The sequence below is a fragment of the Pantoea sp. AG702 genome (genome assembly GCF_003182295.1).
In the GTDB taxonomy this organism is placed as follows: domain Bacteria; phylum Pseudomonadota; class Gammaproteobacteria; order Enterobacterales; family Enterobacteriaceae; genus Pantoea; species Pantoea ananatis.
This window is the reverse complement of record NZ_QGTU01000004.1, coordinates 65,094-79,163: the sequence shown is the minus strand read 5'-3', so window position 1 is coordinate 79,163 and position 14,070 is coordinate 65,094. Positions and strand designations below refer to the sequence as shown.

Genomic DNA, 14,070 nt, shown 5'->3' with positions numbered 1-14,070 from the left:
AAAGAGAACCGATATGTCAGAGATCAGCCGTGCCGTGCTATTCGGCAAACTGGATACGCTGTTATTTACCTCGCTTGAGAGTGCGACCGCCTTTTGTAAACTGCGTGGCAACCCCTATGTTGAACTGGTGCACTGGTTGCATCAGCTCATGCAGCAGCAGGATGGCGATCTTCAGCAGGTGATTAAGCATTTTTCACTGGATGAAAACGCGCTGACGCGGGATATCGTCGCTGCACTGGACCGCCTGCCGCGCGGTGCGGGTGCGGTGTCCGATCTCGCAGAACACATCGACAGCGCCGTTGAGCGCGCCTGGGTTTATGCATCACTCAAATACGGTGCTACCCGTATTCGCGGTGGTCACCTGCTGATAGGTATGCTGAAGACCTTTACGCTCGCCAGCGTCCTGAAAGGCATTTCACCCCAGTTTTCACGCGTGAACGCCGATGCTTTACTGGAGCAGTTCGATACCTTGCTGGCGAACAGTAAAGAAGTTCAGCAGGCGCTGGTTCAGCCCGCAGGCGATGCTGCCGCCCCTCCGGCGGCGGGCGACAGCACGTTAGCGCAGTATGCGCAGGATCTGACCGCGCGAGCGCGCGACGGAAAAATCGACCCGGTTGCGGGCCGTGATGAAGAGATCCGCCAGATGGTGGATATCCTGATGCGCCGTCGCCAGAACAACCCGTTACTCACCGGTGAAGCTGGCGTGGGTAAAACGGCGGTGGTAGAAGGGCTGGCGCTGCGCATTGCCGCCGGTGATGTACCGGCACCGCTTCGTGACGTGCAACTGTGGCTGCTGGATATTGGCATGTTGCAGGCAGGCGCCGGCATGAAAGGCGAATTCGAAGCGCGTTTACAGGCCCTGATTAACGAAGTGCAATCCAGCCCTACGCCGATTGTGTTATTCATTGATGAAATTCATACCCTGGTCGGTGCAGGCGGTCAGCAGGGCACAGGCGATGCCGCCAACCTGTTAAAGCCGGCCCTGGCGCGCGGACAGTTGCGCACGATTGGCGCAACGACCTGGGCGGAATACAAGAAATACATCGAAAAAGATCCTGCATTGACCCGCCGCTTCCAGACCGTTCAGGTGCAGGAGCCGGATGAAGCAAAAGCGATTCTGATGCTGCGCAGCACCGTGAGCGCGCTGGAAAAACACCATCAGGTGCTGTTACTGGATGAAGCCGTCAGCGCCGCCGTTAAGCTCTCTCACCGTTACATTCCTGCCCGCCAGCTGCCGGATAAAGCCGTAGCCTTACTGGATACCGCCTGTGCACGCGTTGCCGTCAGCCAGGGCGCACAGCCTGCCGCGCTGGAAGACTGCCTGCACCGTCTGGCCGCGCTGGAAATCGAAGCGGAGATCGCCGAACGTGAAGTCAAAGTGGGGCTGGGTGATGAAACCCGCCAGGCCACGATTGCCGCCCAGCGCGCTGCCCTGGAAGCAGAGCGCGATGCGCTGGACGCCCGCTGGCAGCAGGAGCGTGAGCTGGTCGAACAGCTGATTGCCCTGCGCGCGCGTTGCGTGACCGAAGGCGAAACTTCCCTGCGCGAGCAGCTCGATGAAACCCGACAGAAGTTGCATGCGGTTCAGGGTGAAGCCCCGTTACTGTTTGCTGCCGTTGACGCCAGCGTCGTTGCCGCAGTGGTATCCGACTGGACCGGCATTCCGCTGGGCCGGATGGTGAAAAACGAAATTGACGCCGTGCTTAACCTCGCGGACACGTTGAATCAGCGCGTAATTGGGCAGCGTCATGGGCTGGATCTGATTGCCAAACGCGTTCGCACCTCACGCGCCCGACTGGACAATCCCAATAAACCGGTCGGTGTGTTTATGCTCTGTGGCCCGTCAGGCGTCGGGAAAACCGAAACCGCGCTGGCGCTGGCCGAATCGCTTTATGGTGGAGAGCAAAACATCATCACCATCAACATGAGCGAGTTCCAGGAAGCGCACACCGTTTCAACGCTGAAAGGTGCCCCTCCAGGCTATGTAGGTTACGGTGAAGGCGGTGTGCTGACGGAGGCCGTGCGTCGTCGTCCTTACAGCGTCGTGCTGCTGGATGAGATTGAAAAAGCGCATCCTGATGTGCATGAGCTGTTTTTCCAGGTATTCGACAAAGGCTGGATGGAAGATGGAGAAGGGCGCCACATTGATTTCCGCAATACCATTATCATCCTCACCTCTAACGTCGGTACGCAACTGATCAGTGCGCTCTGTGCCGATCCGGAACTCATGCCGGATCCCGACGCGCTCAGCACCGCTTTACGTAAACCCTTACTGGAGGTGTTCCCGCCTGCACTGCTGGGCCGTCTGCTGGTGGTGCCTTACTATCCCCTCAGTGACGAGATGCTGGCAGAGATTGTTAAGCTGCAACTGGGGCGCATTGTACGCCGCCTGGAAGAGAACCACGGTATTGAAGCCATTATTGACGATTCGGTCGTCAGCCAGATCGTGCAGCGTTGTACGGAAGTGGAGTCTGGAGGTCGCATGGTCGATGCCATCCTGACAAATACCCTGTTGCCGCAGATGAGCCAGATACTGCTCAGCGGCCATGCTCGTGATGAACGTTATCGTCGCGTGCAGGTCAGCTGTGATCAGGGCGAGTTTGTTTGCCAGTTTGCTGTCTAAAGCCGTTTGTTATCAGAGAGCTTTCGAATATGTCGGAAAATGATAATCACCAGAATGTACCCAATGCCCTCCCGATTGGTTACCGGTTTAATGAGTTTGAAATCAAAGATGTCATCGGCGGTGGCGGTTTCGGCATTGTCTATCGTGCCTGGGATCACCAACTGGAGCGCGATATCGCGATTAAAGAGTTTATGCCCGCGTCGCTGGCCGTGCGCAGCGACGACCTGAACCTGGTATTGCGGAGTGAGCGATTCAGTAAAACTTTCCATGCGGGCCTGAACAGCTTTATTCAGGAAGCCCGTCTGCTGGCACGTTTTAATCATCCGAACCTGCTTCACGTTCTGCGCTTTTGGGTGCAAAACGATACGGCCTATATGGGCACGGTGTTTTACAGCGGCACCACGCTGTCTAACATGCGTGAACGCCATCCCCATCTGATTGATGAGAACTGGATACGTCGCCTGCTGCCACCGCTGCTGGGTGCCATCAAGACCATTCATGATGCGGGCTATCTGCACCGCGACATCTCGCTGGATAATATTCAAATCCAGAGCAATGGCGATCCGGTATTACTGGATTTCGGCTCCGCGCGCAAAACCATCGGTAACCTTTCTGATGAAAGTGAAACCATGCTGCGTCCGGGCTATGCGCCGATTGAACAGTACAGCGATAACGATGAAAGCGAACAGGGCGCGTGGACGGACATTTACGCGCTGGGGGCCGTGCTGCACACGTTAATCACCGGCGCACCGCCGCCGGTCAGCGTGGTGCGCAGTATTGAAGATAATTATCAACCGCTCGTGCAACGCGCACCTGCGGGTTACAGCGCAACGCTGCTGGCAGCGGTCGATAGCGCCTTGTCCCTTAAGCCGGAAGATCGCCCGCAGAGCATTGATGCCTTCGCGGCCTCAATGGTACTGCCAGAAAAAGCGCCTGAACCACTGCCTGAAATGAAGCAGAGCGGGCCGGGGACCATGTTGGTACCGGTTCAGGAAGAGGATGAGGCGGCTGCCACTCCGGCAACACCGCTGAAAAAGCTGATGCGTCACCGCTTTGCTCTGCCGGGCCTGGTGGCTGCAGGTGTGTTGGTGGGGGTTTGCGTCGGTGTCCTGATGGCGGGCGGCGACAAAGAAGGTGATCCACCTGCCAATGTCGCACAGACCGAAACGGCCCCAGCCACTCAGGCACCGGCTGAACAACCTGCTGCAACGCCTGTGCAAACCCAGACCGCCCAGGCCGAGCCGGAAAAACCTCAGGAGCCGGTGGCACCACCGCCTGAACCTGTGGCGCAGGTTTATATTAAGCTCCAGCCCGGCGAGCGTGTTCAGGTGAATGGCAAGCCTCAGGCAGTGGTTCCGGCAGCCAATGGTTTTGCGGCACTGCAGCTGGCACCCGGCAACTACACGTTTTCTGTAACAGGTCAGGGTGGCGAACGTGAACAAACGTTGACCATTAATCAGCAAGGCGTCTGGTTACTTGATCCCCATAGTTAACAGGTATGTCTATGTTCTCACGTATTACTGTACAACTTCCCGCACAAGGACTGCTGTTCCGACGTCTGAGCGGCAGCGAAGCGCTGTCCCAGTCGTTCGTGCTGCAAGCGGAGCTGCTCTCCACCGACGCGCGCATTGATCGTAAGTCGTTGCTGGGCAAGCCGGTCACGTTCACGCTGCCGACGGACGGCCTGCTGAGCGCGGCGAGCCCGCGCTACATCAACGGCAAAATTACGCAGATAGGCGTGCGCAGCGAGGAGCTGGGCGGCGTGCGTTACGCGGTGTACGGGCTGACGGTGGAGTCGGATCTGTGGCCGATGAAGCGCGACCGCAACCTGCGCATCTTCCAGAGCCAGACGGTGCCGCAGATTGTGCAGACGCTGCTGAAGGAGTACGGAGTGAACGTGGAAACGCGCCTGGCGGGCAGTTACCGGGTGTGGGAATACTGCGTGCAGTATCAGGAGAGCAGCTTCGACTTTATCAGCCGGCTGATGGAGCTGGAGGGGATGTACTACTTCTTCCGTCACGAGGCGGACAAGCACACGCTGGTGCTGTGTGACGCGCCGGACCAGCACCAGGCGTTCCCGGGCTACGAAACCATAGCCTACCACGTGACGCCGTCGGGCGGCAGCGTGACGGAAGAGGGCGTGAGCCAGTGGGCGCTGTCGGAAAGCGTGACGCCGGGGATGTACAGCACGGACGACTACGACTTCCGCAAGCCGAACGCGTGGATGCTGCAGGCGCGGCAGAACCCGGTGTCGCCGACCCCGGGCTCGGTGGACGTGTACGACTGGCCGGGTCGCTTCGTGGAGCACGGTCACGGCGAGTACTACGCGCGTATCCGCCAGGAGGTGTGGCAGGTGGAGCACCACATGGTGAGCGGCAGCGGCACGGCGACGGGCATCGCGCCGGGCTACACTTTCGCGCTGCTGAACGCACCGCACTTCAGCGACAACGGCAAATACCTGGTGACGTCGGCGCACTACGACTTTGAAGAGAACAGCTACGCGAGCGGCGACGCGGGCGCCACGCGGCACAACATTGACTTCACGGTGCTGCCGGCGGCGGTGACGTACCGTGCGAAGCCGGAGACGCCGTGGCCGAAGACGCACGGCCCGCAGACGGCGAAGGTGGTGGGGCCGAAAGGCGAGAGCATCTGGACGGACAAATACGGCCGGGTGAAGGTGAAGTTCCACTGGGACCGTCTGGCGAAGGGCGACGACACCAGTTCGTGCTGGGTGCGCGTATCGAGTGCCTGGGCGGGTCAGGGCTTCGGCGGGGTGCAGATCCCGCGCGTGGGCGATGAAGTCGTCGTCGATTTTATCAACGGCGATCCAGACCGGCCAATTATTACTGGCCGTGTCTACAACGAAGCCAGCATGCCACCCTGGGATCTCCCCGGCGATGCTACACGAATGGGCTTTATGACACGGAGTAAAGACGGACATCAGGCCAATGCCAGCTATCTGTTCTTTGAAGATAAGCCGGGCGGTGAACTGCTGAATATGCATGCTGAGAAAGACATGAATATTTCGGTGGAGAATGATAAGACCGTTGCCATTGATGGATCCCGGACCACCACTATTGGCAAAGAGCAGAATGACGAAGTAACAGGTGATGCGACTTTTCATTACAAACAAAAGCGGACGATAACAGTTGACCAGCTCGAGTCAAAAAATTTTAATAACGGTGAAAGTGTTAAAGTAAAAAATGGTCGCAAAACCATCATTTCTAGTGGTGGGAGCCACAGTGAAGTAACAGGTGATAAGTTTTTAAAACTCGACGGCCATTTTTCCAGAAAAATAAGTGGCAACGATGAAGAACACATTAAAGGTAGCAGAGCGGCCACTATAGATAACGGTGATACACTAACCATTACAAATGGAGGACTTAATGTTAACGTAAATGGCTTATGGCATCAGAGTGCAACCGCAGGTGTGAAAATTGAATCGCCGCAAGATATTACTATAAAAAGTAGTACTAAAGTTTTTATTGATTCACCTGTTTTTGAAAGAAACGATGTCCAAAAAAATAGCTTTGCACAAGATGCAATGGATTTTATTAGTAAGTATGTTTCATTTTCGGTAGGAAGTGTGGCTTTCAAAGGTGTCAACTATGGCATGACAGGTGTGAATATATCACATCAAGGGTTTGCTTTCGGTCGGACCATCATTAATGCTCAAAGAGTTGAAGCCGCTCGTGTTGACAGTGGAAGCCTGAGGACAGCATTGTTTGCTCTCCACATGATTATGTAAAGAGGATTTATGTCGATATCAGGTATTGTGAATGTTGTTTTAACTATTCTGGTTATTTTTGCATGTTATTATTTTGCGAATAAGATAGTGCGAGGCTCACAGCAGCGCGAACAAACTATTATTGAGAATGGCAGTGACGTGCAGATAACTATACTGTCGATGAAGCAGAACGGTCTTTTTCTTAATAATAATCCAGTAGTGGAAATGAGCTTGAGAGTAACGGACTTACATGGGAAAAGTTGGTTAGTCGAAAAACACGAAGAAACAGTATTGCTAATTGCGCTTGATAAATATCAGGTTGGCGATGTGTATGACGGTAAGTTCGATATAAAAACCAGTAGCATTTTATTTGTTAAAGATGAGAGCGGGAAACCAATAAGGGCTAAATAATAATATTAGGCTCTGGTTTTATTGATGCCTTTGTATCTTTACCTGGTCATGTATAAAAGCAGATTATGACTGATTTTATATGATTTTGCGCTGATATCTTTAATTTTTAAATGTTGTAATCATATTGATTTTTGTTTTTAGTGAATTATACCTTTTGATTAACGTAACGTTCATAATGGCTGAACTAATCAGGTTATATATATGACTTTTTTAACTGAGGCCCCTTTTTTGATTGGCGTTATCATTACGCTTTGTGCGATTGCGATATCATTCTCTGTGTTGAAGCCTGATAAATCACAATTGAAAGGGATTAAAGAGTGGGTTACTCGTGACGATTGGTCAGGTGACGTGATCATCGTATCTGCGTTAAATTGGTGTCAAAATGATACCAAGTACGGCGATGATTATTTTTATACTTTTTATTTTAATGCTACCATTTATGGTGTTAAGAAAAGATATTCTGCTATGTGTGCCGTTAAATCCAGTCAAATACATAAAATAAAAAAAGGAATTAAGCTTTCTGTGAAGTACAGTTGTGGTGATCCACCTAAAATGGCTGTGGTTAATCTCGAATAAGATTCATTGCCCTATAATTTTGACAGCCTTCAAGAATAACCTTCATGCGGTGAATGACTATGTTTGGGTATGAAAATATGCTTCAGAGGTTGTTATGAGTGCATCAGAGAAGGGATGGGCAATTTTTGCTGCAGCCGTTTCAGTCGTTGTTCTGTTTCGTATGGTAAACGTTTCCACCAGAATTTTTTTGCCGCTTATTAAAAATGGTTTCGTGCAAGCTAATATTATCAAAACAGGTATTGCCGCTAATGCTGATATTATCTCCACACAACAGACTACGGTTTGGAGTGGTGGTCAACCTGTTTATACAATTTGTGTTAAATTTAGAACCTTAGAAAATAAACAGATTGAGGCCAGTATAATGCGGAGCTTAACGTTTGAAGAGATTGAACGGTTTAAACCAGGAAATGGTACGACCATAAAATATGATGCTAAAAATCCCAAGAGAATTGCGCTCTATGATAAACCTCTCATATTGTAAAGGTAACTTTCATCAGGCTTTAAGAATTTTTTGTAATTAAAAATTCGCGTTTGTTTCCTAATTTTATAGCATGCTATGGGGTTGGCGTAAATTATGCAAAGACGCATAATGTTAGTGCGAGTTTGCCTTAGGTATAGGAAGTTGTGTTATTTGAGCGGAAAACTAACCGCTATAAAAAGTCGGTAATGAATTTAGCCACATTGTAATGAAAAACAGCCAGGCATCATCAAACTGAATACCGTCGGTTTAACAGAGTAACAAAAATATCTTGGTTGGTTTTTGACTGACATCTCGTCCTGTTCTTTGACTGAAATCTTGGCCGGGATAGCCGGGTCTTAGTTCTACACGCTTTATATAAAGGAAACCCAGGCATGAAAATTATTAAACCTCTCCGCCTGAGCGTACTTAATCGTCCTTTTCGCTGGCAGGGTAAAAACCATCTTGGCGTCACCGTGCTGGCATTAGCCGATATGAGTGACAATCCTAAACTCCGCCCGGAAATGGAACTGTGGCAACTCGCCGCCAGCGAATTACAAACCAGCGGCGGCGTCCTCGATTTAGCCATGCCAAAAGTGTGCGCCGAATTTCTGGCGACCGGCCATGCCTACACGCATCATCAAAGCGATAAAACCGCCTGCGCAGTAAAGATCGAAGTCGATACGCTAAGCAAGTCGCTGGCGGTATTTGGCGATCGCTACTGGGTTGGAAATAACATCACAGCGCCGCAGCCCTTTGAACAGATGCGACTTGACTGGAGCCGGGCTTTTGGCGGCGAAGGGCACGATGACAATCCCTATGGCATTGGCATTCATCCCGAAATACATCAGGGCCATGAGTTCGTCCGCCTACCTAACATCGAAGCGATGAGCGGACGTCTTACGCAGCCTAAACAAAAGCCTGAACCTGCTGGATTTGGTCCGCTGGATATTAGCTGGCCACGACGTTTTAGTCGTATGGGAAAAAAATACGATTCCAGTTGGTTACAAAATGATTTTCCCGGTTTTGCGCGCGATATCGACTGGAAAGTCTTTAATGCTGCCAGTCCTGATCAATGGTGGGTAGATCGCGATACCTTACCTGAACAAGCCGCCTGGCGAATCTGGAATATGCATCCGCAAAAGCCGGTGCAGGAGGGCAAACTCCCTCCCTGGCAGGCACGCTGCTTTATTAATCGTCAGCGCGAAGATGAAACACTGTTTGAGGAAATTTCACTGCGGGCAACCACGGTGTGGTTCTTTCCTCATCTGGAGCAAATGGTTCTGTTATGGCAAGGGAACACGCGCATCAATGAAGATGACGCGGCTGATGTCTTGCAGTTGATGCCCGCGCTGGAAAAACGGGGTTCGCCGCGCTCGGTCAACCATTACCGCAAGGTGCTCACGCAACGCCTGGACAAGGAAAGCGGGGCGCTCTTTTCATTCCGCGAAAAGGATCTTATTCCAGATGACACGATCGGCCCCTGGATTGATAACCAGGTTGAGCAAACGCCCAGTCCGATGCGGGATAATATGCAAACGCGGGCAAAACTTCTTCGTGAGCAGCACCGTGCGCGTATTGAGGCATCCGGTGGAGATATAGGTGACTTACTCAACGAACCCGATGAGCCCGAACTGCCGAAGCTGGAAGACCTGCCGGAGTTTATCGAAAAAATGGAGCGCCAGGCCGAGGAGATGAAGGCACAGGCAGAGCAACGTAAACGCGATATTGAGGCTCGTTATCCGCAAAATGAAGGTGACGAACATCAGCCGCGTGGTCCGGAAACGCTTTTTCGTATGCAGGAAATGCTCCAGCGCAACAAAGCGAGCTTAAGTGAGAAAAAGCTGGCACAGATGCGTGATGCTCTTCATCAAATGTACCTCATGTCCGTCAACAGTCAGCCACCCGCCCTGCGCCTGAAGGGCGACCTGGCACAGATCATTCGTCAACGTGCGGAAAGGACGCTTGCTCAGGGTGGAAACTTTAGCGGCATGGATCTGACCGGCGCGGACTTTTCGGGTATGGATCTTCGCGGTGCCGACTTTAGTAAGACGCTGCTGGAATGTGCCGATTTAAGTCACTGCCAACTGGACGGGGCCAATTTCAACAGCGCAATGTTGGCGCGAACCGAATTGCACCATAGTTCGCTACGCAACTGTAATTTTGAACGTGCCAGCTTTGCTTTAGCCCAGTGTTGCCAAAGTGATTTCTCGGGATCGTACTTTAAAGATACACAGTTGCAAGAAACGCTTTTCGATAACTGTACCTTTAATGAAGCGACCTTCTGTGAATTGTTGTTCCGGGAAACCTGGTTTACCCAATGCCGTTTTCAACGCGCCATCCTTCAGGCTTGCGTGTTTATGGAACTCGATTTGCCGGGTCTTGATTTTACAGAGGCGAAACTCAGTAAAACGACATTTATAAAATCCACACTGGAACAGGCTGTTTTTAACCGTGCTGAATTAGAGAGCTGCTCATGGGTGGAAACGCAGGCTGACCATGCAACTTTCAGCGGCTCAATATGGTTGACCTGTGCGGTGGCTTCCGGCAGTTCCCTTAATGATGCAGATTTCACGCACGCCACGCTGCGGCAAAGTAATCTGCGCCAGACACCCCTTAACGCTGCGGTGTTTATCCAGGCAAAACTGGAGAACAGTGATTTGAGTGAGGCAAGCTGTAAAGGGGCTAATTTTCAGCAAGCGAACCTAGCAGGCAGCCTGTTTGTGCGCACGGATTTTCGCGATGCAGACTTCACTGATGCCAATCTGATGGGCGCGATATTGCAAAAAAGCCAGTTAGGTGGGGCATGTTTTCGGGGCACGACGCTTTTTCGCGCCGATCTGTCTCAGGCTTTTACCAGCGAAACCACGGAACTTGATGGCGCCTTTACAAAGCGTATCAAAACGTTGCCGAAGCGTGATGGAGAAATTGTATGACAGCGCTCACTCCAGCGGAGCTGCATCGGCGAATCAAACAAGGTGAGGTCGTCAGCGAATTAAACCTGAATGGCCTCAATCTGCAGGGATATGATCTTTCTGGTGGGATCTTTCAGGACGTGTCCTTAACAGGGGCGAATCTGCAGGGTGCCAATTTAAAAGAAACGGTTTTTACTGAATGTGAGCTTGACCAGGCTGATTTGCGCCAGGCAATAATTGAGCAGAGTGTCTTTAACCAGTGCGAAATGTCGGGGTTAATGGCAGATGAGACAAGCCTGAGCGAAACCGTATTTAACCAGTGTGCGCTTACCAATAGCAGTTTTGCGCGTAGCACCTTGTTGAGCACGCAGTTTATGCAATGCCCGCTCGCGCAAGCTCAGTTTAAACAGGCTCAGTTTGATCGCTGCGTCTTTTTTGATTCAGTGCTGGATGGAACAGACTTTGAGGGCTGCAAAAGTCTGCTGACGACCTTTTACAGCATTGACCTACGCCAGACAGTCCTGAGTGCGGGTGAGTTTGAACGCACGGTATTTTTTAAATGCGACCAACGCGAAAAGAATTATGCACAGCAACGGTTTATTGGTTGCCAGTTCATGGACTGCGCGCTGGATAAAGCGCTGTTTAATGGTGCTCAACTTTCGCAATGCAATTTTAAAGGCGCTTCGCTTAAAGCCGCTCAGCTTAATCAGGTAAACGCCAGCCAGGCGCTGTTCATGGAAGCCGATCTCACTGGAGCACAATGCAAAGGAAGCCTGTTTGATCAGGCCATTTTCGTTGGTGCCATGCTTGAGCGCACTGATTTTACAGGCAGTCGTTTTTTCCAGAGCATCCTGCACCAGGTAAAGGCCTCTCAGGCGCTCTTCATTCGCTGCGACCTGACATACAGCGACTTTACCGCAGCCGATATCAGCATGGCAGACCTACGCGGTGCAACCTTTTCCCGAACGCGCATGCATCGGGCGCGCCAGGAGAACGCGCAGTTCTCTGGTCGTCAGGGCATTCTTGAATTTGATGAAGAATTACTGGCAGCTGAAGCCTGGAGCGCGCAGCGCCAGAGCCGCAGTTGAGGAGATCAAACAATGAATAATGTCAATCATACGCTGGCAAAAGCCATTTTACCGCCGGTGCAGGCCGCGGGTGTTGTCACGCACTGCTTCGTCGATGGCAGCCTGACAGTTGAATGTGAAGGGCGAGGCTGGCATTGTCGCCGGGCAGCAAGTTGCGTCATTGTGCCGCAAACGGGTGACACAGTATTAGTTACCAGCGTCGAAAACCAGATTTGGCTACTGGCCGTGCTGGAGCGTAGCGATCCGCAAAAGGCCGAACTCAGCGTACCGGGCGATTTACATATCAATAGCGCCGGCGAGCTGAGCTTAAGCAGTGCCGCGCTGCGCGTCAGCGCTGAGCAAGGGGATTGCCATATCAACGAGATGAATTACAGTGGTGACAAACTGTCTGCCTGGGTCAGTCTTTCTCGTATCGTGGGCAAACGTGCAGAATCCGTATGGCAAACCATCACCCAGATTAGCCATAACCTGCTGCGTACCACGCATAACACAGAGCAGGTCCGTGCCGGGCAACTTGATATGAAAGCGGAAGATTACGCACGTTTGCATGCTCACAATACGGTAATCACCTCGAAAGCGATAACTAAAGTGGATTCTGAACAGATCCATATGGGTTAAGGAGAAACGATGTTTGCAAACTGTCAGCTTTTTGGTGTGGATCTGGCTTTCCCGGATGTGTGCCTGACGCCGACGCCCGCACCGGTGCCGATTCCTTATCCCGATATTGCGCTGGGGCCGACGGCAATCCCAAATGCGCTCAATATCCTTTTCATGGGAATGCCTGCGCATAATATGGCAACCGTAACGCCACTCACCAACGGCGATAACCCAGGCGTCGCAACCGGTGTGGCATCGGGAACGGTCATGGGACCTTCGCGTCACCTTACCGGTTCATTCACGGTGTTATTGAAAGGCACGCCGGCAACGCGGCTTACGAGCATGAGTCTGCAAAATTCAACGAATGCGATCGGCATGCGTATTGTTCCCAGCCAGTTCAAAGTATTGATGCTTGCGCCTTAACGCGTTAACCCTTTTTACCAACCCCTTTTCTGACAGGGATGAATTTTATGTTTTCACGTATTACAGTCCAGTTACCCGCACAAGGACTGCTGTTCCGACGTCTGAGCGGCAGCGAAGCGCTGTCCCAGTCGTTCGTGCTGCAAGCGGAGCTGCTCTCCACCGACGCGCGCATTGATCGTAAGTCGTTGCTGGGCAAGCCGGTCACTTTCACGCTGCCGACGGATGGTCTGCTGAGCGCGGTGAATCCGCGCTACATCAACGGCAAAATTACTCAGATAGGCGTGCGCAGCGAGGAGCTGGGCGGCGTGCGCTACGCCGTTTACGGGCTGACGGTGGAGTCGGATCTGTGGCCGATGAAGCGCGACCGCAACCTGCGCATCTTCCAGAGCCAGACGGTGCCGCAGATTGTGCAGACGCTGCTGAAGGAGTACGGAGTGAACGTGGAAACGCGCCTGGCGGGAAGCTACCGGGTGTGGGAATACTGCGTGCAGTATCAGGAGAGCAGCTTCGACTTTATCAGCCGGCTGATGGAGCTGGAGGGGATTTACTACTTCTTCCGTCACGAGGCGGACAAGCACACGCTGGTGCTGTGTGACGCGCCGGACCAGCACCAGGCGTTCCCGGGCTACGAAACCATAGCCTACCACGTGACGCCGTCGGGCGGCAGCGTGACGGAAGAGGGCGTGAGCCAGTGGGCGCTGTCGGAAAGCGTGACGCCGGGGATGTACAGCACGGACGACTACGACTTCCGCAAGCCGAACGCGTGGATGCTGCAGGCGCGGCAGAACCCGGTGTCGCCGACCCCGGGCTCGGTGGACGTGTACGACTGGCCGGGTCGCTTCGTGGAGCACGGTCACGGCGAATACTACGCGCGTATCCGCCAGGAGGTGTGGCAGGTGGAGCACCACATGGTGAGTGGGAGCGGCACGGCGACGGGCATCGCGCCGGGCTACACTTTTTCGCTGCTGAACGCGCCGCACTTCAGCGACAACGGCAAATACCTGGTGACGTCGGCGCACTACGACTTTGAAGAGAACAGCTACGCGAGCGGCGACGTGGGCGCCACGCGGCACAACATCGACTTCACGGTGCTGCCGGCGGCGGTGACGTACCGTGCGAAGCCGGAGACGCCGTGGCCGAAGACGCACGGCCCGCAGACGGCGAAGGTGGTGGGGCCGAAAGGCGAGAGCATCTGGACGGACAAATACGGCCGGGTGAAGGTGAAGTTCCACTGGGACCGTCTGGCGAAGGGT

The 14,070-nt window shown here is 53.0% G+C and carries 11 protein-coding genes; all 11 read left to right on the top strand.

Translation table 11 applies throughout. From position 1 onward, the window contains the following. Positions 1-13: 13 nt before the first annotated feature. Entirely contained in the window at positions 14-2,623 is a 2,610-nt protein-coding gene (gene tssH, locus DFO57_RS12685; RefSeq protein ID WP_013026233.1) for a type VI secretion system ATPase TssH, read from the top strand. Positions 2,624-2,652: 29 nt separating this feature from the next. After that, positions 2,653-4,116, top strand: a complete 1,464-nt coding sequence (locus DFO57_RS12680; RefSeq protein WP_014605527.1) for a serine/threonine protein kinase — start codon at positions 2,653-2,655, stop codon at positions 4,114-4,116. Positions 4,117-4,127: 11 nt separating this feature from the next. After that, positions 4,128-6,371, top strand: coding sequence for a type VI secretion system Vgr family protein (locus tag DFO57_RS12675; RefSeq protein ID WP_110015392.1), 2,244 nt, complete (start codon positions 4,128-4,130; stop codon positions 6,369-6,371). A gap of 9 nt (positions 6,372-6,380) precedes the next feature. Next, positions 6,381-6,761 (top strand): hypothetical protein, encoded by a 381-nt coding sequence (locus tag DFO57_RS12670; protein ID WP_014605529.1) that lies wholly within the window; start codon positions 6,381-6,383, stop codon positions 6,759-6,761. 201 nt (positions 6,762-6,962) lie between these two features. Further along, positions 6,963-7,337: a hypothetical protein gene (locus DFO57_RS12665; RefSeq protein WP_014605530.1), complete on the top strand. Its 375-nt coding sequence runs from the start codon at positions 6,963-6,965 to the stop codon at positions 7,335-7,337. A gap of 94 nt (positions 7,338-7,431) precedes the next feature. Next, positions 7,432-7,818 carry a DUF3592 domain-containing protein gene (locus DFO57_RS12660; RefSeq protein ID WP_014605531.1) on the top strand — a complete coding sequence of 129 codons (387 nt, stop codon included), beginning with the start codon at positions 7,432-7,434 and terminating at the stop codon, positions 7,816-7,818. 371 nt (positions 7,819-8,189) lie between these two features. Continuing rightward, positions 8,190-10,730 (top strand): DUF2169 domain-containing protein, encoded by a 2,541-nt coding sequence (locus tag DFO57_RS12655; protein ID WP_110015391.1) that lies wholly within the window; start codon positions 8,190-8,192, stop codon positions 10,728-10,730. Further along, the gene (locus DFO57_RS12650) at positions 10,727-11,797 is read left to right on the top strand and encodes a pentapeptide repeat-containing protein (protein ID WP_014605533.1); all 1,071 of its coding nucleotides are present in this window, start codon (positions 10,727-10,729) and stop codon (positions 11,795-11,797) included. The genes DFO57_RS12655 and DFO57_RS12650 overlap by 4 nt, the downstream gene beginning before the upstream one ends. Positions 11,798-11,809: 12 nt before the next feature. After that, a complete protein-coding gene (locus DFO57_RS12645; protein ID WP_014605534.1) occupies positions 11,810-12,415 on the top strand; it encodes a DUF3540 domain-containing protein in 606 nt (201 codons plus the stop codon). 9 nt (positions 12,416-12,424) lie between these two features. Then, a complete protein-coding gene (locus DFO57_RS12640; RefSeq protein WP_014605535.1) occupies positions 12,425-12,817 on the top strand; it encodes a DUF4150 domain-containing protein in 393 nt (130 codons plus the stop codon). 47 nt (positions 12,818-12,864) lie between these two features. Next, positions 12,865-14,070 (top strand): type VI secretion system Vgr family protein (locus DFO57_RS12635; RefSeq protein ID WP_146206690.1); only part of this gene is annotated, 1,206 nt, incomplete at its 3' end.